21 protein-coding genes are annotated in these 24,089 nt (G+C 71.4%); 17 read left to right on the plus strand and 4 right to left on the minus strand.

From position 1 onward, the window contains the following. Window positions 1–17 precede the first annotated feature (17 nt). The 13 genes from thrS (at window position 18) to JSY14_RS12295 (ending at window position 13,332) form a co-directional block, all read left to right on the plus strand. Window positions 18–2,018: a threonine--tRNA ligase gene (thrS, locus tag JSY14_RS12240; protein WP_259559439.1), complete on the plus strand. Its 2,001-nt coding sequence runs from the start codon at window positions 18–20 to the stop codon at window positions 2,016–2,018. Window position 2,019: 1 nt separating this feature from the next. Further along, window positions 2,020–2,598: an HIT family protein gene (locus JSY14_RS12245; RefSeq protein ID WP_259559441.1), complete on the plus strand. Its 579-nt coding sequence runs from the start codon at window positions 2,020–2,022 to the stop codon at window positions 2,596–2,598. Next, window positions 2,583–3,866 (plus strand): PrsW family intramembrane metalloprotease, encoded by a 1,284-nt coding sequence (locus JSY14_RS12250; protein ID WP_259559443.1) that lies wholly within the window; start codon window positions 2,583–2,585, stop codon window positions 3,864–3,866. The genes JSY14_RS12245 and JSY14_RS12250 overlap by 16 nt, the downstream gene beginning before the upstream one ends. Window positions 3,867–3,925: 59 nt before the next feature. Further along, window positions 3,926–4,684 carry a YebC/PmpR family DNA-binding transcriptional regulator gene (locus JSY14_RS12255; RefSeq protein ID WP_259559445.1) on the plus strand — a complete coding sequence of 253 codons (759 nt, stop codon included), beginning with the start codon at window positions 3,926–3,928 and terminating at the stop codon, window positions 4,682–4,684. A 13-nt stretch (window positions 4,685–4,697) separates the two neighbouring features. Next, the gene (gene ruvC / locus JSY14_RS12260; protein WP_259559699.1) at window positions 4,698–5,282 is read left to right on the plus strand and encodes a crossover junction endodeoxyribonuclease RuvC; all 585 of its coding nucleotides are present in this window, start codon (window positions 4,698–4,700) and stop codon (window positions 5,280–5,282) included. Between the two features lie 26 nt (window positions 5,283–5,308). Continuing rightward, window positions 5,309–5,440 carry an OB-fold domain-containing protein gene (locus JSY14_RS12610; RefSeq protein WP_432803660.1) on the plus strand — a complete coding sequence of 44 codons (132 nt, stop codon included), beginning with the start codon at window positions 5,309–5,311 and terminating at the stop codon, window positions 5,438–5,440. A gap of 17 nt (window positions 5,441–5,457) precedes the next feature. Then, a complete protein-coding gene (gene ruvA / locus JSY14_RS12265) occupies window positions 5,458–5,925 on the plus strand; it encodes a Holliday junction branch migration protein RuvA (RefSeq protein ID WP_432803661.1) in 468 nt (155 codons plus the stop codon). A gap of 74 nt (window positions 5,926–5,999) precedes the next feature. Next, complete coding sequence (gene ruvB / locus JSY14_RS12270) at window positions 6,000–7,019, plus strand: Holliday junction branch migration DNA helicase RuvB (protein ID WP_259559701.1); 1,020 nt, start codon at window positions 6,000–6,002, stop codon at window positions 7,017–7,019. A 105-nt stretch (window positions 7,020–7,124) separates the two neighbouring features. After that, window positions 7,125–7,526 carry a preprotein translocase subunit YajC gene (yajC, locus tag JSY14_RS12275; RefSeq protein ID WP_259559446.1) on the plus strand — a complete coding sequence of 134 codons (402 nt, stop codon included), beginning with the start codon at window positions 7,125–7,127 and terminating at the stop codon, window positions 7,524–7,526. Window positions 7,527–7,549: 23 nt separating this feature from the next. Beyond that, window positions 7,550–9,334: a protein translocase subunit SecD gene (secD, locus tag JSY14_RS12280; RefSeq protein WP_259559448.1), complete on the plus strand. Its 1,785-nt coding sequence runs from the start codon at window positions 7,550–7,552 to the stop codon at window positions 9,332–9,334. Further along, complete coding sequence (gene secF, locus JSY14_RS12285; protein ID WP_259559449.1) at window positions 9,331–10,320, plus strand: protein translocase subunit SecF; 990 nt, start codon at window positions 9,331–9,333, stop codon at window positions 10,318–10,320. Before secD ends, secF begins: the two co-directional genes overlap by 4 nt. 11 nt (window positions 10,321–10,331) lie before the next feature. After that, window positions 10,332–10,889 (plus strand): adenine phosphoribosyltransferase, encoded by a 558-nt coding sequence (locus JSY14_RS12290; RefSeq protein WP_259559451.1) that lies wholly within the window; start codon window positions 10,332–10,334, stop codon window positions 10,887–10,889. 88 nt (window positions 10,890–10,977) lie between these two features. Then, entirely contained in the window at window positions 10,978–13,332 is a 2,355-nt protein-coding gene (locus JSY14_RS12295; protein ID WP_259559452.1) for a RelA/SpoT family protein, read from the plus strand. 39 nt (window positions 13,333–13,371) lie between these two features. Here JSY14_RS12295 and JSY14_RS12300 read toward each other — a convergent pair whose 3' ends face one another. Then, a complete protein-coding gene (locus JSY14_RS12300; RefSeq protein WP_259559454.1) occupies window positions 13,372–14,211 on the minus strand; it encodes a hypothetical protein in 840 nt (279 codons plus the stop codon). A 110-nt stretch (window positions 14,212–14,321) separates the two neighbouring features. Next, entirely contained in the window at window positions 14,322–15,719 is a 1,398-nt protein-coding gene (locus tag JSY14_RS12305; RefSeq protein ID WP_259559456.1) for a DUF349 domain-containing protein, read from the minus strand. Window positions 15,720–15,922: 203 nt separating this feature from the next. Here JSY14_RS12305 and hisS point away from each other — a divergent pair, with 203 nt between their 5' ends. Continuing rightward, window positions 15,923–17,275, plus strand: coding sequence for a histidine--tRNA ligase (gene hisS / locus JSY14_RS12310; protein WP_259559459.1), 1,353 nt, complete (start codon window positions 15,923–15,925; stop codon window positions 17,273–17,275). 60 nt (window positions 17,276–17,335) lie between these two features. Further along, window positions 17,336–17,713 carry a thioredoxin gene (gene trxA, locus JSY14_RS12315; RefSeq protein WP_259559460.1) on the plus strand — a complete coding sequence of 126 codons (378 nt, stop codon included), beginning with the start codon at window positions 17,336–17,338 and terminating at the stop codon, window positions 17,711–17,713. A 150-nt stretch (window positions 17,714–17,863) separates the two neighbouring features. Here trxA and JSY14_RS12320 read toward each other — a convergent pair whose 3' ends face one another. After that, window positions 17,864–19,894 carry a DEAD/DEAH box helicase gene (locus JSY14_RS12320; RefSeq protein WP_259559462.1) on the minus strand — a complete coding sequence of 677 codons (2,031 nt, stop codon included), beginning with the start codon at window positions 19,892–19,894 and terminating at the stop codon, window positions 17,864–17,866. A 162-nt stretch (window positions 19,895–20,056) separates the two neighbouring features. On the opposite strand from JSY14_RS12320, the gene aspS reads away from it, so the two are divergent. After that, window positions 20,057–21,895 (plus strand): aspartate--tRNA ligase, encoded by a 1,839-nt coding sequence (gene aspS, locus JSY14_RS12325; protein ID WP_259559464.1) that lies wholly within the window; start codon window positions 20,057–20,059, stop codon window positions 21,893–21,895. Window positions 21,896–22,012: 117 nt separating this feature from the next. On the opposite strand, the gene JSY14_RS12330 is transcribed toward aspS, so the two are convergent. Continuing rightward, the gene (locus JSY14_RS12330; RefSeq protein WP_259559466.1) at window positions 22,013–22,657 is read right to left on the minus strand and encodes a DUF3043 domain-containing protein; all 645 of its coding nucleotides are present in this window, start codon (window positions 22,655–22,657) and stop codon (window positions 22,013–22,015) included. Window positions 22,658–22,698: 41 nt separating this feature from the next. Here JSY14_RS12330 and JSY14_RS12335 point away from each other — a divergent pair. Further along, a partial coding sequence (locus JSY14_RS12335; RefSeq protein ID WP_259559468.1) for a dipeptidase occupies window positions 22,699–24,089 on the plus strand: 1,391 nt, incomplete at its 3' end.

Below are 24,089 nucleotides of genomic sequence, written 5' to 3' on the forward strand. Positions count from 1 at the left end.
CACCCAAGGAGACACCTGTGGCCCAGCTCGATCTCACCGTTGACGGATCGCCCCGGAGCGTCGAGGCGGGGACCACGGGCACCACGGTGTTCGAGGGCCGCCCGGAGGTGGTGGCGCTGCGCATCGACGGGGAGCTGCGCGACCTCGACACGGAGCTGTCGGCCGGGCAGGTGGTCGAGGCCGTGACGATCGACTCCCCGGACGGGCTGGCGATCCTGCGCCACTCGACCGCGCATGTGCTGGCCCAGGCCGTGCAGAAGGTGAACCCGGACGCGAAGCTCGGGATCGGCCCGCCCATCACCGACGGCTTCTACTACGACTTCGACGTCGCCGAGCCGTTCACCCCGGAGTCCCTCAAGGCCCTGGAGAAGGAGATGGGGCGGATCGTCAAGGAGGGGCAGCGCTTCGTGCGCCGAGAGATCTCCGACGACGACGCCCGCGCCGAGGAGGCCTCCGAGCCGTACAAGCTCGAGCTCATCGGGCTGAAGTCGAACGCCTCCGACGCCGCCGAGGGTGCCTCCGTCGAGGTCGGTGCCGGTGGCCTGACGATGTACGACAACGTGAACCGTCGCGGCGAGGTGGTGTGGACCGACCTCTGCCGCGGCCCCCACCTGCCGTCCACCCGACTGATCGGCAACGGGTTCGCCCTGACCCGCTCGGCCGCCGCGTACTGGCGCGGCAGCGAGAAGAACCCGATGCTGCAGCGCGTCTACGGCACCGCCTGGCCCAGCAAGGAGGAACTGCGCGCCTACCAGGAGCGCATCGCCGAGGCCGAGCGCCGCGACCACCGCCGCCTGGGCAGTGAACTGGACCTGTTCTCCTTCCCCGACGAGATCGGTTCGGGACTGGCGGTGTTCCACCCCAAGGGCGCCATGATCCGGATGGAGATGGAGGAGTACTCGCGGCGTCGGCACGTCGAGGCCGGGTACTCCTTCGTGAACACGCCGCACATCACCAAGGGACACCTCTACGAGGTCTCCGGTCACCTGGACTGGTACCGGGAGGGCATGTACCCCCCGATGCACCTGGACGAGGAGCGCGACGCCGAGGGGCAGATCACCAAGCAGGGCCAGGACTATTACCTCAAGCCCATGAACTGCCCGGTGCACAACCTCGTCTTCCGCTCCCGCGGGCGCTCGTACCGGGAGCTGCCGCTGCGGTTGTTCGAGTTCGGCACCGTCTACCGCAATGAGAAGTCCGGGGTGATCCACGGCCTCACCCGCGCCCGCGGCTTCACGCAGGATGACGCGCACATCTACTGCACGCGTGAGCAGATGCGCGAGGAACTCACCACCCTGCTCACCTTCGTGCTGGACCTGCTCAAGGACTACGGTCTGGACGACTTCTACCTGGAGCTGTCCACGAGGAACCCCGAGAAGTTCGTCGGCGACGACGCCACCTGGGAGGAGGCCACCGAGACCCTGCGGGAGGTGGCCGAGGCCTCCGGTCTGGACCTGGTGCCGGATCCGGGCGGCGCCGCCTTCTACGGCCCGAAGATCTCCGTGCAGGCCCGTGACGCGATCGGGCGCACCTGGCAGATGTCGACCATTCAGCTGGACTTCAACCTGCCGGAGCGCTTCGACCTCGAGTACACAGCCCCCGACGGTTCTCGGCAGCGACCGGTGATGATCCACCGCGCCCTGTTCGGCTCCATCGAGCGCTTCTTCGGGGTGCTGGTGGAGCACTACGCCGGGGCGTTCCCGGTGTGGCTGTCGCCGGTGCAGGTGGTCGGCATCCCCGTGGCGGCCGAGTACGTGCCCTACCTCGAGGAGGTCGCGGCGAAGCTGCGCGAGCGCGGTGTGCGGGTGGAGGTCGACGCCTCCGACGACCGCATGCAGAAGAAGATCCGCACCCACACCAAGGAGAAGGTGCCCTACCTGCTCATCGCCGGTGGCGAGGACCAGGAGAAGGGTGCGGTGAGCTTCCGCCTGCGTGACGGCAGCCAGGACAACGGCATCCCCGTCGACGAGGCCGTCGAGCGGATCGTCGCCGCGATCCGCGACCGGGTGCAGGTGTGAGATGACCACCACCCCCGGACACGCCGTCGGCGACCCGGCCCCCGAGCAGCCGCACGCCTTCCCGGGGGTGCCGGATGCGCTCGACCGGCTGTGGACCCCGCACCGGATGGTCTACATCGACGGGGAGGGCAAGCCCGACGACCCGAACGACGGTGAGCAGTGCCCGTTCTGCGCCTCGCCGGGGCGTTCCGATGAGGACGCCCTGATCGTCCACCGCGGCCAGGTGGCCTATGTGGTGCTGAACCTGTACCCGTACAACAGCGGTCACCTGCTGGTGTGCCCGTACCGTCACGTGGCCGACTACACCGACCTCACCGAGGACGAGGTGCGAGAGGTCGCCGATCTCACCCGCACCGCCATGCGGGTGATCCGTGAGGTCTCGCACCCGGCGGGTTTCAACCTCGGGATGAACCAGGGGGATGTGGCGGGTGCCGGGATCGCCGGCCACCTGCACCAGCATGTGGTGCCGCGCTGGTTCGGCGACGCGAACTTCCTGCCGATCGTCGGCCGCACCAAGGCCCTGCCGATTCTGCTGGCGGATACCCGTCGGCTCTACGCGGAGGCGTGGCCGAGCTCGTGACCGCCTCCTACGCCTACGACGTCGACCGCTCCGACCCCTTCGCGCCGGGCCGGTTGCCCGGTGCCGTGCCCGCTCCCGGACGGAGACAGCGGCCGTGGGTGCGGCGCCTGGTCTGGGGCCTGGTCCTGGGGATGCTGGCGCTGACGTTCTTCGGCGTGTGGATGATGGCGATCCGCCCTCTGGGCTTCGGGTCCAGCCTGGTGGCCTTCACCGCTGCTCTGGTGCCGGTCGCGATCGTGCTGACCGCCGTGTGGTGGATCGACCGGTACACCCCGCAGCCGCGGATCACCCTCGTCTATGCCTTCGCCTGGGGTGCGGCGGCCTCGGTGGCGCTCAGCCTGGTGATCGGCTCGGTGGTGATGCTGTTGCTGTCTGAGCCGCAGGGCGGCCGCGGATCAGCGGACTTCCTCGGCGCGGTGGTGCAGGCGCCCCTGGTGGAGGAGAGCGCCAAGAGCGCCGGGGTGGTGCTGCTGCTTCTGTGGGGTCGGCGCTTCCTCTCCACACCCATCGACGGGGTCGTGTACGCGACCCTGGCCGCCGCCGGGTTCGCCTTCACCGAGAACATCCTGTATTTCGGGGAGAGTTTCGCCCAGGCGCAGGCGGTGGGGGAGGCCGATGTGTTCTGGCGGACCTTCGTGCTGCGGGGTCTGCTCTCGCCCTTCGCGCACGCGTGTTTCACCAGCCTGTGCGGTCTCGGCCTCGGCCTGGGCATGGCCCGGCGGTCGATCCCCCTGACGGTCGGCCTGGGTCTGATCGGGCTGTGCACCGGCATGGGTCTGCACGCCCTGTGGAACTCGGCCGCGTTCCTGCTCGACCTCGACCCGGAGCGCCCGGTGGAGAGCTTCCTGCGCTACTACCTGATCGTGCAGGTGCCGATCTTCCTCACCATCGCGGGGATCGTCATCACGCTGCGGCTGCGGGAGCGTCGCATTGTGAGGCGGCGCCTGGCCGAGTACGGGCGGGCCGGTTGGTTCTCCCCGCAGGAGGTCGACACGATGGTGGCCCTGCGCGGCCGCCGCCGCGCCGAGAAGTGGGCCGCCCGCCATGGAGCCATCGCTCGGATCGGGATGCACGACCTCATCCGTTCCTCCGTGGAACTCGCGGTAGAACGGGAGAGCGCCCTGCACGGGCGGATCACCCCGCGGATCCGGGCACGTGAACGGGAGCTGCTGGAACGCATCACCGCCGACCGCCGCCTGGTCTCCGCCCTCGCCCGCTCCGTGGTGCCGGGACGCCCCCGCGCAGGGGAGGGCGCCGCGACGCGCTGAATCTCCCGGGCCCGTACACTGGTCCGGCCAGAGCAACGGGACGGGAGGACGATCAGCACATGTCGGGTCATTCCAAGTGGGCGACCACCAAGCACAAGAAGGCCGCGATCGACGCCAAGCGGGGCAAGCTCTTCGCGAAGCTGATCAAGAACATCGAGGTCGCCGCGCGTGTGGGCGGGCCCGACCCGGCCGGGAACCCGACGCTGTTCGACGCCATCCAGAAGGCGAAGAAGTCCTCCGTCCCCAATGACAACATCGACCGTGCGGTGAAGCGCGGTGGCGGTCTCGACGGCGGCGGCGTCGACTACACCACCCTGATGTACGAGGGCTACGCCCCGGGCGGTGTGGCGCTGCTCGTGGAGTGCCTCACGGACAACAAGAACCGCGCGGTCTCCGAGGTGCGCCTCGCCTTCAGCCGCAACGGCGGCAACATGGCCGACTCCGGCTCGGTGGCGTACCTGTTCGAGCGCAAGGGCGTCGTGACCCTGCCCAAGGGTGACCGCAGCGAGGACGAGATCCTCGAGGTGGTCCTCGACGCCGGCGCCGAGGAGATCACCGACGAGGGCGACACCTTCGAGATCCTCAGCGAGGCCAGCGACGTGGTGGCCGTGCGCACCGCCCTGCAGGAGGCTGGCATCGACTACGACAGCGCCGAGGCGCAGTTCGTGCCGACCATGCGCACCGCCGTGGACCTCGACGGCGCCCGCAAGGTGCTCAAGCTCATCGACGCCCTCGAGGACAGCGACGACGTGCAGAACGTCTACTCCAACGTCGACATCCCCGAGGACGTCGCGGCGCAGCTCGCCGAGGAGGAGTGAGCGCGGCGTGAGCCTGCGCGTCCTCGGCGTCGACCCCGGACTCACCCGCTGCGGTGTCGGGGTGCTCGACGCCGGGGCGGGGAGGTCCGCCCGCCTGGTGCACGTCAGGGTCCTCCGCACCCCCGCCGAGGACGCCCTCGACCAGCGCCTGCTGGCCATGGCGACCGAACTGCGACAGGTGGTCGAGGAGCACGCCCCCGACGTCATCGCCATCGAGCGCGTGTTCAGCCAGGCGAACACCTCCACCGTCATCGGCACCGCCCAGGTGGCGGGCATCGCCGTGCTGGTGGCCGCCGAACGGGGCATCCGCGTGGCCATGCACACCCCCTCCGAGGTGAAGGCCGCGGTCACCGGCTCCGGGAGGGCCGACAAGGCGCAGGTGCAGGCGATGCTGGTGCGGGTGCTCGGGCTCAGCGGTCCCCCGCGACCGGCCGATGCCGCCGACGCCCTCGCCATCGCCCTCACCCAGCTGTGGCGCGGACCCGGCCCGGTGCGCACCGACGCCCGGGGTGCGGCCCGCACCAGCGCCCAGGCGGTGTGGGCGGAGGCCGAGCGCAGCGCCCGACGCGCCCGCGAGCGCTCCACCTCCCGCTTCTGATCGAACAACCGTTCTAAGATCGGCCCGTGATCTCCACCCTGACCGGACGCGTGACCCACCTGGGCCTGGACCATCTCGTGCTGGAGGTCCATGGTGTCGGTTACGCGGTGCGCACCACCCCCAGGCGCTGCTGGAGACCCGTCACGGCGACGAGCTGACCCTGCACACCGAACTGGTGGTGCGTGAGGACTCCCTGACCCTGTACGGCTTCCCCCGGCCCGAGGAGACCGAGGTCTTCCGGATCGTGCAGTCGGTCTCCGGCATCGGCCCCCGCATCGCCCTGGCGGTGCTCGCCGTGCTCTCCCCGGACGATCTGCGTCGTGCCGTCGCCGCGGAGGATGTCAAGACCATCACCCGCACTCCCGGCATCGGGCCGAAGGTCGCGCAGCGCATGGTGCTCGAGCTGAAGGACCGCCTGGGGCCGGCCACCGAGGTGGCGCCGTCCGATGCCGCCTCCACGGGGGCGCCGGCCCCCGCAGCCTCCCCGTCCGGGGCCGATGCCGATGTGGTCGAGGCCCTCGTCGGGCTCGGCTGGCCGGAGAAGGCCGCGGCGGCGGCCGTCACCGCCGTGGCCGAGGAGCACGACCATGAACCGGGCGCCGTGTTGCGCGCCGCCCTGCGCAGCCTCGGGGGTGCGCGGTGACCGGGACCGACCATCCCGGGGTGGCCGGGGACCATCCGGGCGCCTCCCGGGGGATCACTCAGGGCGAGGGGCTCATGGATCCCGATTCCGGGGCTCTGGAGCGGGCCGCCGAGGCGGCGCTGCGTCCCCGCCGCCTCGCGGATTTCGTCGGCCAGAGCGTAGTGCGAGAACAGCTCTCCCTGGTGCTCGACGCCGCCGCCGCCCGGGGTCGGCCGCCGGAGCACATGCTGCTGTCGGGGCCCCCGGGCCTGGGCAAGACCACCCTGGCCATGATCATCGCCCAGGAACTGGGGGTCGGGCTGCGCCTCACCTCCGGGCCGGCCGTCCAGCATGCCGGGGACCTCGCCGCGATCCTCTCCTCCCTGGAGGAGGGGGAGGTGCTGTTCATCGACGAGATCCATCGCCTGGCCCGCCCCGCCGAGGAGATGCTGTACCTCGCGATGGAGGACTTCCGCGTCGACGTCGTCGTCGGCAAGGGCGTCGGCGCCACCTCCATCCCGCTGGAACTGCCGCCGTTCACCGCCGTCGGCGCCACCACCCGGGCCGGTCTGCTGCCCGCCCCGCTGCGCGACCGCTTCGGCTTCGTCGGGCACCTCGACTACTACCGCCCCGAGGAGCTGGAGGTCGTGGTGCAACGATCCGCGGCACGGCTCGGCGTGGAGATCGCCGAGGACGCCGCCGCCGAGATCTCCCTGCGCTCCCGCGGCACCCCCCGCATCGCCAACCGGCTGCTGCGCCGGGTGCGCGACTGGGCACAGGTGCGCGGCAGCGGGGCCCTCGATCGTGACGCCGCCCGAGCGGCCCTCGCCATGTACGAGGTGGACGACCGCGGGCTGGACCGACTCGACCGGGCCGTGCTCACCGCCCTGTGCGAACGCTTCGGCGGAGGACCGGTGGGGCTGTCCACACTCGCGGCTGCCGTGGGGGAGGAGACCGAGACCGTGGAAACCATGGTCGAGCCGTACCTGGTGAGGGAGGGGCTGCTGGCGCGCAGTCCCCGCGGCCGTCTCGCGACACCAGCCGCCTGGGAGCACCTGGGGCTCACCGCACCGCGCGGTGACACGACGACACAGCCACCGCTCGGACGGTTCTGAGGCGCGGGCCGCTCGGCGTCTCCCTCATCCCGGAGGTCCGGCCGGTAGAGTGGGGCGGTCATCGGCGGCCCGAGGTGGTCGCCGCACGCCCTCGGAAGGACACCGGTGGACCTCCTCCCTCTGATCCTGCTGTTCCTCGTCTTCATGCTGCCCATGCTGTGGCTGTCCAGCCGGCAGCGGAAGGTGCAGCGCGAGCAGCTGGCCATGCTCGCCGCCCTCGAGGTCGGCGATGAGGTCCGCACGCACAGCGGCTTCTACGGCCTGGTCACTGAGCTCTACGACGACGTCGTGATCCTCGAGACCGAGTCCGGTGCCCAGACGAAGTGGGCCCGTCAGGCCATCGCCTTCAAGGTCGACCCCACCACGGCCACCGGCACCCTCGCCGGGGACCAGCCGGAGCCCGTCGGTGACGCCTCCGTCCCGCAGACCTCCGTGGACCGTCGGGGCGACGACCTGCAGGCCGATCGCCCGCTGGACGATCCGCGCGATCCGCGCGCCGAGCGCTGAGGCGGCCGGGAGGGACGCAGCTCATGCCCGCACGACGCATCGCCCTGGCGGCGCTCGCGGTACTCCTGCTCGCGCTCGGCGTGGGCATCGGCGCCGGCACCAGATGGGGAGGGTGGTCTCCCGCGCCCGCTCTCGCCCTGGATCTCGAGGGCGGCACCCAGGTCATCCTCCACGCCTCCTCGCTGGACGGTCGGCCCGTGGGGCGTGACGCCATGGACCAGGCGCGCCAGATCATGGCCCAGCGCATCAACGCGATGGGTGTGGCCGAGACCGAGATCAGCGTCCAGGGCGGCGACAACATCGTCGTCAGCGTCCCCGGCCAGATGGACCAGCAGACCAGCGCTGCTCTGCGGCAGACCGCCGCCATGAGCTTCCGGCCGGTGCTGGCGCAGATGGCTCCCGAGGGCAGCAGTGATGCCGGGGGAGCGCCCTCCGACAGCGCCCCCGACCCCTCCCAGCAGCAGTTCTCCGGCCCTGTCGCACCGAACCCCCAGGCGGATCCGGCTGCTCCCGCCGCATCCGACGGCGGTGGGGGGTCCGGCGGTCTGCCCTACCCGGCGTGGTCGGATCAGTGGATCACCCCCGAGGTGGAACGGCAGGCTCTGGCCGCGGACTGCACCGATCCCCGCTCCGTGCAGGAGGCCGCCGCCGGCACTCCCGCAACGGAACCGATGGTGGTGTGCGACGCCGCGGGGACCGCGAAGTTCGTCCTCGGGCCGGAGGTCGTGGCGGGTTCGGAGATCCGCTCGGCCGACATCGGGGCCGAGTCCAGCCCCACCGGGCAGCCCACCGGCGCGTTCGCCGTGAACATGCGCTTCCAGGAGTCCGCCGCCCAGGATTTCGCGCAGATGACCTCCGCCCTCTACAACCAGCAGGGCGTGACCCAGTCCTTCGCGATCGTGCTGGACGACCAGGTCATCTCCGCACCGTTCGTGCAGGAGCCGTCCCCGGGTGGGGAGGCCTCCATCACCGGCAACTTCTCCCAGGAGACGGCGCAGACACTCGCGGACCAGATCAGCTTCGGTGCCCTGCCGCTGCAGTTCGAGGTGCAGTCCGAGCAGCAGATCTCCGCCACGCTCGGCACCGACCAGCTGGAGAAGGGTCTGCTGGCGGGGCTCATCGGTCTCGCCCTGGTGGTGGTGTACGCCCTCGTGCAGTACCGGGTCCTGGGCCTGGTCACCACCGCCAGCCTGATCGTCATGGCGGCCCTCGCCTACGGTGTGATCACCGTGATGTCGAACCTGCCGGAGTTCGGCTATCGCCTGTCGCTGGCCGGCGTCACCGGTCTGATCGTCTCGATCGCGTTCACCGCCGACTCCTTCATCGTGTACTTCGAGCGTGTGCGGGACGAGATCCGCGACGGGCGCGGCATCGTCAGCGCCGTCGACCGCGGGTGGGAACGAGCACGCCGGACCATCGTCGCCTCCGATGCGGTGAACCTCATCGCCGCCGGGGTGCTGTACGCCCTGTCCACCGGCGGCGTGCGGGGCTTCGCCTTCACCCTCGGGCTGGCCACCATCCTCGACCTGCTGGTGGTGGTCCTGTTCACCCACCCTCTGCTGCGCTCCCTGGTGGAGACGCGCTTCTTCGGCAAGGGTCACCCGTGGAGCGGACTCGATCCCGCCCAGTTGGACCGGGACGTCCCGGCGTACGCGGGCCGAGGGCGCGTGCGCACCCCGCAGGAGCGGGGTCGGCGCGGTCGGGCCGAGGTGCCGGCCGAATCGCTGGCCGCCCGGAAGGCCCGGCTCGCGGCCGAGCAGGGGGAGACCCGTCCGGATGACCCCACCGGCGGGGAGGAGGCCCGATGACCACGCGCATGGCCCGACTGGGCAACGACCTGCACGCCGGTCGGCGGAGCCTCCCGATCGTGCGCCGTCGCCGCCTGTGGTATCTGTTGTCGATCGTCGCGATCCTGCTGCTGGGCACCCTCGCGGTGCTGCGCGGGGCCAACCTCGGCATCGAGTTCACCGGCGGCTCCGAGTTCCAGGTGGCGGGCGTCGCCTCCCCTGATCAGGAGATCGCCCGGGAGATCGTGCGCGAGGAGGTGCCCGGCAGCGAGCCGAGCATCACCGTGCTCGGGGAGGACACGGTGCGGGTGCGCACCGAACAGCTCGACTCCGATCGCACCGCCCAGCTGGGAGCCCGCCTCGCCGAGGCGTACGACGTGCCGCCCGCCGGGGTCTCCAGTTCGTTCATCGGCCCGGTGTGGGGCGCCGATGTGACCGCCAAGATGCTCCGCGGTGTCGCCGTGTTCCTGGCGCTGGTGGCCGCGGTGATGGCGCTGTACTTCCGGGACCTTCGCGCCTCCCTGGCGGCGATGATCGCCCTGGTGCACGACATGCTCGTGACCGCCGCGGTGTACGGGGTGGTCGGCTTCGAGATCACCCCGGCCACCGTGATCGGGTTCCTCACCATCCTGGGGTACTCGCTCTACGACACCATCGTGGTGTTCGACAAGGTCCGCGAGAACCTCGAGGATCCGCAGCAGGCCCACGGCCGGGACATGGCCGGGGCGGTGGAGCTCGCCGCGAACCAGACCCTCATGCGGTCGGTGAACACCTCGGTGGTGGCGCTGCTGCCGGTCGGGTCGATCCTCGTGATCGGCGCGCTGCTGATGGGTGCCGGCACCCTGAAGGACATCTCCCTGGCCCTGTTCGTCGGCATCCTCGCCGGCACCTATTCGTCGATCTTCCTCGCCCCCGGGCTGCTGGTCGATCTGCGCCGACTGGGCGGGGCGCGCCGGCCCGCCACGCCCCCATCCCGCGGTGGATCCGTCGCCGCACCCACCGCCTGAGGGAGGACCTCATGACCGACCGTCCCGCCGCGCTCGACGAGACCCGCCTCGCCGAGCTGATGCGCACCCACATCGCGGAGTACCCCGACTTCCCGCAGCCCGGAGTGCTGTTCCGCGATATCACCCCGCTGTTGCGGGACGCCGATGCTCTGCACGCGATCATCCGCCACTGGGCGAGCCTGCTGCCCGCGGACGTCGAATACATCGTCGGCACAGAGGCCCGCGGTTTCGTGCTCGGGGCGCCGCTGGCGTACGAACTCGGCGCCGGTTTCGTGCCCGCCCGCAAGGCCGGCAAGCTCCCGGGGAACCCCCGCCGCCTGAGCTACGACCTGGAGTACGGCAGCGCCACCGTGGAGATGGCCGAGGGCGCCCTGCCCGCGGGTGCCCGCACCGTGGTGGTCGACGATCTCCTCGCCACCGGTGGCACCGCCGCAGCGACCATCGCCCTGGTGCGTGAGTTCGGCGCGGAGCTGCTGGGCGCCTCCTTCCTCATCGAACTGGAGGCCCTTGGCGGGCGCCGTCAGCTGCCCGAGGTCAACGTCACCGTCGTCTGGCCGATCCCCGACTGAGACCGGCTGGGCCGCCCCCGCACGTGCCCCGACCTCCGTCGTCGCCGTGGGCGTAGACTGGCGCCCCCGCGGAACGAGGGAGGCCCCCATGGACGATCGCAGCACCGCCCCCGGCGCCTCGGCCCCTGAGGAGGGAAGCACCGACAGCACCCCGGTGCTGCCGCCGTGGCGGCCCCGCCCCCGTCGCAGCCTGTTCGGATACCGCAACGCCCCGGCGGAGGACCGCATCCTCGCGCCGCTGCTGCAGGCGATCGCCAAGGTCTCCCCGAAGATGGACCTGGCGCTGGTGCGCCGCGCCTACGCCGTCGCATCACGCGCGCACCACGGCCAGATGCGCAAGAGTGGCGACCCCTACATCACCCACCCGGTGGCGGTGGCCACGATCCTTGCGGAGCTCGGCAGCCCGAAGGAGGTCATCGCCGCGGCGCTGCTGCACGACACCGTCGAGGACACCGACTACTCCCTCGACGCCCTGCGCGACGACTTCGGGGAGGAGATCGCGGTCCTCGTCGACGGCGTCACCAAACTCGACAAGGTCACCTACGGGGAGGCTGCCCAGGCCGAGACCGTCCGCAAGATGATCGTCGCGATGAGCCGCGACGTGCGGGTGCTCCTCATCAAACTCGCGGACCGGCTGCACAACGCCCGCACCTGGAAGTACGTGTCGAGTTCCTCCGCTGAGCGCAAGGCGAAGGAGACCCTGGAGATCTACGCGCCGCTGGCGCACCGCCTGGGCCTGAACACCATGAAGTGGGAGCTGGAGGACATCTCCTTCCAGGTGCTGTACCCGAAGGTGTACGAGGAGATCGTCTCCCTGGTGGCCGAACACGCCCCCGCCCGGGAGAGCTACCTGCGGTCGGTCTCCGGGCAGATCAACGCCGATCTGAGGGCCGCGCGGATCAGGGCCGAGGTGACCGGTCGCCCCAAGCACTACTACTCCATCTACCAGAAGATGATCGTGCGCGGCCGCGACTTCGCCGACATCTACGACCTGGTGGGGGTGCGGGTGCTGGTCGACACGGTCCGCGACTGCTACGCGGTGCTGGGCATCCTGCATTCCCGCTGGTCGCCAGTGCCGGGCCGGTTCAAGGACTACATCGCCCTGCCGAAGTTCAACCTCTACCAGTCGCTGCACACCACGGTGATCGGCCCCACCGGCAAACCGGTGGAGATCCAGATCCGCACGCACGAGATGCACCGTCGCGCCGAGTACGGCGTGGCCGCGCACTGGAAGTACAAGGCCAAGCCGGGGGAGGGGGAGATCTCCCAGAGCGCCACCGAGGAGGCCGCCTGGCTGCGGCAGCTGATGGAATGGCAGAAGGAGACCTCCGACTCCGGGGAGTTCCTGGAGTCCCTGCGCTTCGAGATTAGCAGCCAGGAGGTGTACGTCTTCACCCCGAAGGGAGATGTCATCGCCCTGCCGCAGGGCGCCACCCCCGTGGACTTCGCCTACTCGGTGCACACCGAGGTGGGGCACCGCACCATGGGCGCCCGGGTCAACGGCCGACTGGTCTCGCTGGAATCGGCACTGCAGACCGGCGACGTGGTGGAGGTGTTCACCTCGAAGGCGCCCGACGCCGGACCCAGCCAGGACTGGTTGACGTTCGTGCGCAGCGCGCGAGCACGCACGAAGATCCGCCAGTGGTTCTCCAAGGAGCGCCGCGAGGAGGCGGTCGAACGCGGCAAGGAGGAGCTCTCCCGGGCCATGCGCCGGCAGAACCTGCCGCTGCGGCGTCTGCTCACCCACGACACCCTGCAGACCGTCGCCGCCGACCTCCATCTCGCCGACGTCGACGCGCTGTACGCCGCGATCGGTGAGGGGCACACCAGTGCCCAGCACGTCGCCGAGCGCCTCACCGCGCTGCTCGGGGGTCCCGACGCGGTGGAGGAGGACATCGCCGAGACCACCGTCCCCACCAAGGCCCGCAGCCGGGTGGCGCGCAGCGCGGGCGATGCCGACCAGGGGGTGGTGGTCGATGGCCAGGACGATCTGTGGGTGAAGCTCGCCAAGTGCTGCACCCCCGTCCCCGGGGACCCGATCCTCGGCTTCGTCACGCGGGGTGCCGGGATCTCCGTACACCGGGAGGATTGCACCAACGTCCAGAACCTGCGGCATCACGAGGGCGATCGGATCGTGCCCGTGCACTGGTCCGGACGCCACCACGGCGCCTATCTGGTGCACATCAAGGTGGAGGCGCTGGACCGTCCGCGCCTGCTCACCGACCTGGCGCTGGTGATCTCCGAGCAGCAGGTGAACATGCAGTCCGCCAGCTGCCACTCCAATGCGGACCGGTTGGCCTCCGCCTACTTCTCGTTCGAGCTGGCCGAGCCCTCGCATCTGGCCTCGGTGCTCTCGGCCGTGCGCCGCGTGGAGGGCGTGTACGACGCGTTCCGCGTCACCGTCGACGGCAAGCCCGTCGCGCCGGCGACCGCCGGCGTGTGAGGCGGGCGCCCGGAGGAGTCCGATGCCCCTGCCCGGGCCTCACCCCGGCGCGACCTCCTGCTGATCCCGCCTCCGCACCAGCGGCGGCAGTGTCCCCGACGGCGGCGGCGACGGCAGCAGACCGGCGAGCGGTCGGTGCGCGGTTTCCCGATCCCGGTGGGGCGGCGGCCCGGTCACCGCACGGCCCGGACGCAGACGTTCCCAGCGTTCCCGAGCCCGACGCGCGTGGGGGTGCCCGTCGATGGTCTGCAACCGCAGATCCACCTCCCGCGGGTCAAGGTGCCCGCTCATGAGCGCCGCCGTGATGAGCGACAGGGCGCGGTCGGGCAGGAACCTCAGCACATCCAGGGCCGCGCGCGAGGGCACCACCACCGGGGCCCCGCCCACCATCTCCACGTCCTCCGGTCCCACGGGCGCCTGACGCACCATCACCCCGCACAGCGAGGACGGCCGGGCCGTCGTCACCAGATCCAGGGGCCGGGGTGGGCGGCCACCGACAGCCACCCACAGGGCGGTGGCGGCACCGACCACATGGTGGTGGCGCAACGCCGGACCGACGGCGCACCCCACGAGGACCGCCCGCAGGGGAGCATGGAGCGTGAGATCCGGGGGGAGTTGCACGCCGGGCACCACGGGCACCAGTTCACCCCGCAGGATCATCGCGTCGGTGGCGGGGGAGACCGGGAAGCGCACCAGCATCCGCTCCATATCATGGGCCAGGTCGGCGGCGTGTTCCGACCAGGCGGAACACGGGTGTTCCGGGACCGGGGTGCGGATCAGCATGAACGCGGCACGTCGAGCCTCGGCACTCCGGGACGCCAGGGCACCGCCCCCCGGATCCTCCTCCCCGGGGCGCGCGGTGTCCTGTCCCGATGCCATGCGGCGAGCCTAGGCAGAGGGGGCGCGGGCACCCGCAGTGACTGTGGACAGTCGAGAATGGGGAGGAAACGTGGGGTACGAGCCGAGTCGTCCCAGCGGTCCCGGTGGCCTCAGCCGAGATCCTTGGCCGAACGCTCGATGACCGCGAGCCACTCGCGGCGGGCGTCCAGCGCGGCCTGGGCGTCGGCGATGCGCTTCGCGTCCCCGCTGCGCCTGGCCTTCTCGAGGTCCTCCTCATACCCGGCGATCGCGGCATGCAGCTGACTGGAGGCTCCCTCCACCCGGGCGCGGGTGCGGGGGTCGGTGCGGCGCCACTCGGCATCCTCCGCCTGCTTCACCGTCCGCTCGACCGCCCGCAAACGGTCCTCGACCCGGCGCAGGTCGGCGCGCGGCACCTTGCCGGCCTCCTCCCAGCGGTCCTGAATGCTCCGCAGGGCTTCCTTGGCACCCTCCAGATCGGCCCGCGGGTCGATCGCCTCGGCCTCCTGCAGCAGCTGCTCCTTCACCTCGAGGTTGCGGCGCTGCTCGGCCTCGGAGGCCTGCAGGTCGGCGTTGCGGGCGGCGAAGAAGGTGTCCTGGGCGGCCTTGAACCGTGCCCACTGGGCGTCGTCCGTTCGGCGGCTGCCGCGCGGGGCGGCACGCCACTCATCCATGAGACCGCGGAACTCCCGCACCGTCGGACCCCAGTCGGTGGAGTCCTGCAGCGCCTCGGCGCGGGCGATCAGACCCTCCTTGATGCGTTCGGCCTGCGCATGCTCCTCGTCGAGGCGTCTGAAATGCTGCTTGCGCAGACGGTCGAAGGAGCTGCGCGCCGCCGAGAGCCGCTTCCACAGCCCATCCTCGGTGGCGCGGTCGATCGGTGCCTCCCGCTGCATCTCCTTCCACGTCGGCACCATCTGCCGCATGGTCTCCGCCGCGCTCTTCCAGGAGATCCGGGAGGGATCGGTCGCCACCAGCTGCTCGATCGACTCGACGAACTCGGTGCGTCGCGCCACGGCGGCCTCCCGCGCCTGTGCACGCTCCTGCTCCATCTGGGCGACGAGGGCCTTGGCCCGGTCACGCAGCTCATGCGCCCGGCCGCGCAGCGCCGCGAGGTCACCGACCACCGCTGGCTCCTTCAGGTTCTTGCGCAGCTGCTCCAGGATGCGGTTCAGATCCGCCTGGGTGTGCTCGGGCGCGGCGAGACGCTGCTCCGTGTGATCCAGGAAGGTGACCAGCTCGAGGTACGCGTGGGCGTAGGGCGTGAGCGCGGCCTCGGTGTCCTGCGCCTGGGCCGGATCGACCGTGCCGATCGTCCGCAGCTGGGTCCCGTCCTGCACCTGCACGGAGCCGTCCTCGGCCACGGAACCGAAGGCGAGGGCCTCGCGCACCTGCTCCGGGTCGTGCTCCACCGCCGGGGGAGCAGCCGACACCAGCGGCGCAGCGGGCCGCCGACCGGCCAGGGCGGCCGGGGAGGGGGCGGCGGGACGCGGGGTGGGCGTCGCGGTGGTGTCGCCGGACTCGGTCACGGGAGCTCCTCGGGGTGTTGGTCCGCCGGGGGCGGACGGACGGTCGGCAGCGCCGACGGACAGGACGAGGTGACGGACGCCACCTCGGACCGGAACTCTACCGCGCACCGGTGGGCGTACCGCCCAGGGGATCGCCCGCTGAACGGGGGACGGACGGGCGGGATAATGGGTACACCCGTCCCTCCCAGAAAGGAACCGCGCCCATGGCGAAGGTCACCCCGCTGTCCGGCTTCCCCGAGTGGCTGCCCGCTCAGAGGCAGGTCGAGCTTTACGTCCTGGACATGTTCCGCGAGGTGGCCGAGCTGCACGGCTTCTGCTCCCTGGAGACCCGCGCGGTGGAGCCGCTGGAGCAGCTGTTGCGCAAGGGTGAGATCGACAAGGAGGTGTACGTCCTGCGCCGCCTCCACGCCGAGGACGGTGAGGACGACGGCGACCCCGCCCGCACCCTCGGTCTGCACTTCGATCTCACGGTGCCGCTGGCGCGGTACGTGCTCGAGCACCAGAACGACCTCGCGTTCCCCTTCCGCCGCTACCAGATCCAGAAGGTGTGGCGTGGTGAGCGCCCGCAGGACGGCCGCTTCCGTGAGTTCTACCAGGCCGATCTCGACATCGTCGGGCAGGACACCCTGCCGGGGCACATGGAGGCGGAGGTCGCGATCGTGATGGCGGAGATCCTCCACCGTCTGCCGCTGCCGACGGTGTCGATCCGCGCCAACACCCGCGAACTGTCGGAGGGGTTCTTCCGGTCCATCGGGTTGGAGGACGTCCCGGCCGTGCTGCGCGGGCTCGACAAGCTCGCGAAGATCGGCCCCGACGCGGTGGAGGCTCTGCTGCGCCAGGAGGCCGGGGCCGACGCCGAGCAGGCGCGCCGCGCCCTGGACTTCGCGAGCATCCGTACCCCGGATGCGTCCTTCGCCGACCGCGTGCGAGAGCTCGGCGGGGCCGGTGAGCAGGTCGAGGCGGGCATTGCGGCCCTCACCGCCGTCGTGGAACGCGTGAATCGGGCCGTGCCGGGGATCTGTCAGGCCGACCTCTCGATCGCCCGCGGTCTCGACTACTACACCGGCACCGTGTTCGAGACCTTCGTCGAGGGTCACGAGTCCCTCGGATCGATCTGCTCCGGGGGGCGCTACGACCGTCTCGCCTCCGACAACCGACACACCTATCCCGGGGTCGGCCTGTCGATCGGCCTGTCACGCCTGGTCTCCCGCATGCTGTCGGCCCCGATGGTCACCGCCAGCCGGGCGGTGCCCTCGTGCGTGCTGGTGGCGGTCCCGCAGGAGGAGCGACGCGGCGATGCCGATGCCGTCGCCCGGGATCTGCGCTCCCGTGGCATCCCCTGTGAGGTCTCGCCCGCGGCGCAGAAGATGGGCAAGCAGATCCGGCACGCGGAGCGGCGCGGGATCCCCTTCGTGTGGTTCCCCGCCGACGAGGACGGCGGCCACCGCGTGAAGGACATCCGTTCCGGGGACCAGACCGATGCCGACCCTGCGACCTGGATGCCCGCCGAGGAGGACCGCCTGGTGCGGGTCACGCCGGTCGACCCGGCGCGGTGACGGTGCTCATGGTAGGGTCGGGGCCGGAATCCCCCGCTTCGGAAGGACGTTGAGCCGGACATGGCCACCATCACTCTGACCACGCAGAACCACGACGAGACCGTCAAGGACGGCATCGTCCTCATCGACTTCTGGGCCGGCTGGTGCATGCCGTGCCAGCGCTTCGCTCCGATCTTCGAGAAGAGCTCCGAGAAGCACCAGGACATCACCTTCGCGAAGGTCGACACCGAGGACCAGCAGCAGCTGGCCATGCAGTACGGCGTGACCTCCATCCCGACGATCGTCATCTACCGCGAGGGCGTCCCGGTGTTCTCGCAGCCCGGTGCTCTGCGCGAGGCCGATCTGGAGGATCTGATCGGCAAGGTCCGCGCGCTGGACATGGACGAGGTGCGCGCCGCCTACGAGCAGGCGAAGGCCGAGGCCGAGAAGCGCGGCTGACACCTCCGCGTCGCCGCTCGCACGGCGCCGACACCACGCGCGAACGGGGCCCGCCACCAGTCGGTGGCGGGCCTCGTTCGTCATCCTGGGAGCCTGCCGCGGGCCGTCGGGCTCAGCGTCGCATCAGCGCTCCATGGATGGTGCGCTGTGTCAGCGGTCGTGGTGGCGCGGACCCCGGGCCTTCTTCGCCTGGAACCTGTCATGCCGGGCACCGGTGCGGTCGCCGCGCGGGCCGCGGTCGTCCCAGTCGCGGCGCTCCCCGCGCCATTCGCGGCGCTCACCACGACCACGGCGATCCTCCCGGTCGTCCCGGCCGGCGCGGTCCCGACGCTCGTCACGGCCGCGGCGATCGTTCCGGTCATCCCGGTCGCGGCGGGGACCACGATCCGGGCTGACCCGCAGGGCGCGACCGCCGATCCGGGCGCTGCCCAGCCGATCGAGCTGCTCAGGCGACAGACGCCCCTTCAGCTGCACGATGCTGAACGACCCGAAGATGCTGATCTTGCCGACCTCCTTGCCGGTGAGGCCGCCCTCCCCGGTGAGCGCACCGACGATCGCCCCGGGCTTGACACCCTGGGCGTGCCCCACGGCGACCCGGTACGCGGTGTACCCGGGCTCGGGACGGGGGCTGCGCTCCGGACGGCCGCGATGCCCGCGGCCCTCGGGGTCGTCCTCGCCGTCGCGGTCGTGCCGGTCCCGGCCACGGCGCTCCTCCCCACGGAAGGATGCCCGCTCGAACTCCTCCTCCGCAGGAGCGTCGGCGGCCGGTCCCTCGTCCCCGATCGCCAGGGCCCCCAGCACCGCCGCCAGCCGCGCCGGATCCGCCCCGGTGCGTTCCAGGTACTCGGAGAGCATCTCCGTGTACAGGTCCAGGCGTCCGCGCTCCTCTCGTTCGGGCAGGCGCTCCAGCAGCTGCGCGAAACGATGCCGGGACACGTCCCGCGGGGAGGGGACGGTCATCTCCTCGATCTGCTGCCGGGTGGCCTTCTCGATCGCCCGCAGAGTGCGGCGCTCATGCGGCGCCACGAAGGTGACGGCATCACCGGTGCGGCCCGCACGGCCGGTGCGGCCGATCCGATGCACGTACGCCTCGGGCTCGCGAGGGACGTCGAAGTTCACGACCAGGCCGATGCGCTCCACATCCAGGCCGCGGGCGGCCACATCGGTGGCGACGAGCACCGTCAGGCTGCCGTCCCGCAACCGCTCGACGATCCGTTCACGCTCCTTCTGGGGCACGTCCCCGCTGATGGTGGCGGCGACGATCCCCTGGGTGACGAGTGCGGCACCGACCTCCTCCGCGGCGGAACGGGTGCGCACGAACACGATCGCCGCCTGAGCCGGGGAGGTGGCGAGGACCCGCACCAGGGCGCCCGTCTTGTGGCGGAAGGGCACCACCGCGTAGCGCTGGGTGACGTTCGCGACGGTGGTCGACTGCCGTGCGACCGTCACCTTCACCGGGTCGGTCATGTGCTCCTCGGCGACCCGTTCGATCGCCGGGGGCATGGTCGCGGAGAACAGCGCCACCTGCCGGGTGGCGGGGGAGTGGGACAGGATCTCCTCGACGTCCTCCGCGAAGCCCATCCGGAGCATCTCGTCGGCCTCATCCAGCACCGCGTAGCGCACCGCGTCCAGGCGCAGCGTGCCCTTGCGCATGTGGTCCATGACGCGGCCGGGGGTCCCCACGACGACCTGGGCGCCGCGCGCCAGCGCCCGCTCCTGCGGACCGTAGGGGGAGCCGCCGTAGACCGCGACGACCTCCAGCTGCGCCACCTGCGCGGCGAAGGAGCTGATCGCATCGGCCACCTGCATCGCCAGTTCGCGCGTGGGGGCCAGGACCAGGGCCTGCACGTCCCGCACCTGCGGGTCGACGGCCGCGAGCAGCGGCAGGCCGAAGGCGGCGGTCTTGCCGGTGCCGGTCTGTGCCACACCGATCACGTCCCGTCCCGACAGCAGGGCGGGGATCGCCTGCTCCTGTATCGGGGAGGGGGTGCGGTACCCGAGGGCGTCGACGGCGCGACGCAGCTCGGGCGTAAGGCCCAACGCATCGAAACCGGCGGGGACGGGGGCGCCATCGGCGGCGTCGAGTCCGCCGTGGGTGTCGGTGCGGGCGACGTCCTCGGCCGGCGCGGAGGCGGCGTCGTCGGCGGGTTCGGTGGGGGGAGTCGGGGCGACGTCGGTCATGGCGTCCTTCTGGTCGGTGGAGGACCCACACGCTCGCAGATCAGGACAGCTCTCCACCCTACGGGGGCGAGGTGATCCGGGACAGGGCAGCGCCGGGCGAGATACCTCACGCGCGATAGGATCGCGCCCTGGATCCATCCCGCCTCGACGAAGGGAACCCCTGTGCTGCGCACTCATGACGCCGGCGCGCTCCGCGAAGAGCACATCGGCCAGACCGTCACGCTCGCCGGCTGGATCGGTCGTCGCCGTGATCACGGCGGTGTCACCTTCCTGGACCTGCGTGACGCCAGCGGGATCGCGCAGGTCGTGGTGCGTGAGGATGAGGCCCTGCACCTGCGTTCCGAGTACGTGATCCGCGTGACCGGCACCGTCGTGCGCCGCCCCGAGGGCAACGAGAATCCCGACCTGCCCACCGGCGCGATCGACGTCGACGCGCAGGAGGTCGAGGTGCTCAACCCCTCCGCGCCGCTGCCCTTCGTCATCGACGAGCGTACCGAGGTCGGCGAGGAGACCCGTCTGCGGTACCGGTACCTGGACCTGCGCCGCCCCGCCCCCGCGCGGGCGCTCAGGCTGCGCTCGGCCGTGAACCGTGCCGCCCGCGAGACCCTCCTCGACGAGGGCTTCGTCGAGATCGAGACCCCGACCCTCACCCGCTCCACTCCCGAGGGCGCCCGCGACTTCCTGGTGCCCGCGCGTCTGTCGCCCGGATCCTGGTACGCCCTGCCGCAGTCGCCGCAGCTGTTCAAGCAGCTGCTGATGGTGGCGGGTATGGAGAAGTACTTCCAGCTGGCCCGCTGTTACCGCGACGAGGACTTCCGCGCCGACCGGCAGCCGGAGTTCACACAGCTCGACATCGAGATGAGCTTCGTGGACCAGGAGGACGTCATCGCCCTCGCGGAGCGCGTGGTGCAGCGGGTGTGGGCCGTCGCCGGCCACGAGGTCACCACCCCGATCCCGCGCATCACCTACGAGGAGTCGATGCGCCGCTACGGCTCGGACAAGCCCGACCTGCGCTTCGACCTCGAGATCAGCGAGATGACGGAGTACTTCGCCGACACCCCGTTCCGGGTGTTCCAGGCGCCGTACGTCGGGGCGATCGTCATGGCCGGTGGCGCCTCCCAGCCGCGTCGCACCCTCGACGCCTGGCAGGAGTTCGCCAAGCAGCGGGGCGCGAAGGGCCTCGCCTACGTGCTGGTGGAGGAGGACGGCACCCTCGGCGGCCCGGTCGCGAAGAACCTCTCCGACGCCGAGCGCGAGGGCCTCGCCCAGGCCGTCGGCGCCGCCCCCGGGGACTGCGTGTTTTTCGCCGCCGGTGAGGCGAAGTCCTCCCGCGCCCTGCTGGGTGCGGTGCGCAACGAGATCGCCGAGCGCCTCGGCCTCATCGACCATGACGCCTTCTCCTTCGTGTGGGTGGTCGACGCCCCCATGTTCGAGCCCGCCGGGGACGCCGTGGCCGCCGGGGATGTGGCAGTGGGCAGCGGCGCCTGGACGGCCGTGCACCACGCCTTCACCTCACCGAAGCCGGAGTTCCTTGACACCTTCGACCAGGATCCGGGGTCGGCCCTCGCCTACGCCTACGACATCGTCTGCAACGGCAACGAGATCGGCGGCGGGTCCATCCGTATCCACCGCCGGGATGTGCAGGAGCGCGTCTTCCAGGTGATGGGAATCGATGAGGAGGCCGCGCGCGAGAAGTTCGGCTTCCTGCTGGATGCCTTCGCCTTCGGTGCCCCGCCCCACGGCGGCATCGCCTTCGGCTGGGACCGCATCGTCGCGCTGCTCTCCGGCAGTGAGTCGATCCGCGACGTCATCGCGTTCCCCAAGTCCGGCGGCGGGTACGACCCGTTGACCCAGGCCCCCGCGCCGATCACCGCTCAGCAGCGCAAGGAGGCCGGGGTGGACGCCACGCCGGCGGGAGCTGCGGCGCCGCGTCGCGGCCAGGCAGCCCCCGAGGGCGCGCCCGGCGGCGGCGGCGCCGACGGGTCCGCCGCGAAGGGCTGAGTGCGGCCGACGGGCTGAGGCTGCCGCGCCGCGCCGGTCCGTCGAGAGACCCGACGGGAAAGGGCCCGACCACCCACGGTGGTCGGGCCCCTCTCCCGTCTGTGACCGCGGGGTGCGTCAACGAGGCGCCTGGCCCCGCCCCACCTGCGGCTTCGGCAGGCGCAGCATCCGCATCTGGATGCTGCGCAGGATCCCGTAGCTCACGAGCCCCTGGCCCACGGAACCGAAGCGTTCGGTGAGCGCCGCCCGCAGGCGCCGCCGCAGCACGACCGCATCGATCGCCGTCAGGGCGATACCGCCCCACAGGACGATGAGCATGAGGATGTTCGCCAGCCCATAGAGATCCGGACGCAGCAGCGGCAGGATCAGGGTGACCATCAGGATCACCAGCGCCACCGGGAAGAACAGTTCACCGACGTTCCAGCGGGCATCGACCAGGTCCCGGACGAAGCGCCGCTCCGGGCCCCGATGTGCCGGGGGCATGTTCGTCTCGTCCCCCGTCACCAGCGCCTGCTGGGTGCGCTGGCGCTCCTCGGCCCGATGCTGACGGTCGGCGGCCCGAGCGGCCTTCCGGTCGGCGGGCACCAGCGGCTTGCGACGTGCGGCGAGCGCTTCCGCGCGCGACCGGGTCGGGCGTCCCTTCCCGGCGGGGCGCTTGGCAGGTTCGCCGCCTCGCGAGGAGGTGTCCTCGACCGGGGAGGATGCGACAGGGCGAGCGGCGTCGTCGGCGTCGGCAGGGGGGATGTACTTGCGAGAGGTCACCGCAGGATTCTAGGGGACCGCCGCGGCGGTAGCGTGGAGCCATGACGACCACCGACACCGCCTCTCTGCCTGACCGTGACGCTCTCCAGGAGCGCCTGGAGCAGCTCCTTCCGCAGAGTCTCGAGGACCTCAAGTCCCTCGTGCGGATCCCGTCCATCGCCTTCGAGGGGTACGACCGCGAGCAGGTGCAGCGCAGCGCCGAGGCCGTCGCCGAGCTGCTGCGCTCGACCGGTCTGCCGGAGGTGCGCATCTCCTCCTCCGCCGGCGGTGCACCGGCCGTCGTGGCCCGTCGCCCCGCGGCCGAGGGCATGCCGACCGTGCTGCTGTACGCCCACCACGATGTCCAGCCCACCGGCGAGGAGAGCGCCTGGACCACCCCGCCGTTCGAGCCGACCGAGCGCGGTGACCGCCTCTACGGCCGTGGTGCCGCCGATGACAAGGCCGGGGTGATGGCCCACGTGACCGCTCTGCGGTTGGTGGGCGAGGAGCTCGCCCGTCTCGGCGTCGGTGTGAGCGTGTTCGTCGAGGGGGAGGAGGAAGCCGGATCCCCGAGCTTCCGCGCCTTCATCGAGGACCACCGTGAGGAGCTCGCCGCCGACCTCATCGTCGTGGCGGACAGCTCCAACTGGGCCGTCGGGACGCCGGCCCTGACCACCAGCCTGCGCGGCCTCGTCGATCTCACCGTGACCGTGAGGGTGGCGGATTTCGCCGTGCACTCGGGCATGTTCGGCGGGCCCGTGCTGGATGCGCTCACTCAGATGTCACGGCTGCTGGCCACCCTGCATGACGAGGACGGTGAGGTCGCGGTGCAGGGCCTGCACCACGCCGCCACCCCGACGGTCGACCTGCCGGAGGAGGACTTCCGCCGCGATGCCGGGGTGCCCGCCGATCTTCCCCTGGCCGGGCGCGGCACTCTCACCGAGCGACTGTGGGCCAAGCCCGCGCTGAGCGTCATCGGGATCGACGCCACACCGGTGCAGCAGGCCTCCAACACCCTCATCCATGAGGCCCGTGCCAAGGTGTCGCTGCGCCTGGCCCCGGGGGAAGAGCCTCAGCGTGCGATGGATGCCCTCACCCGGCACCTCACCGACCACGCCCCGCGCGGCGCGCAGGTGATCGTGACACCGGGGGAGCAGGGACGCCCCTTCCTCGCGGCGGACGACTCCCCGGCCATGCAACTGGCCCGGCGCTCCTTCGCCCAGGCCTGGGGCACCGAGCCGGTCGACACCGGCCTCGGCGGCTCCATCCCGTTCATCGCCGACCTGCTGGAGGTGTTCCCCCACGCCGAGGTGCTCGTCACCGGTGTCGAGGACCCGGAGTCCCGGGCCCACGGCATCGACGAGTCTCTGCACCTCGGGGAGTTCGCGAAGGTCTGCGTCGCGGAGGCCCTGATGCTGCTGGGGGCGGCCGATCTGCCGCGCCCGACCGGCGC

Origin of the sequence: Brachybacterium sillae (genome assembly GCF_025028335.1) — a bacterium.
In the GTDB taxonomy this organism is placed as follows: Bacteria; Actinomycetota; Actinomycetes; order Actinomycetales; family Dermabacteraceae; genus Brachybacterium; species Brachybacterium sillae.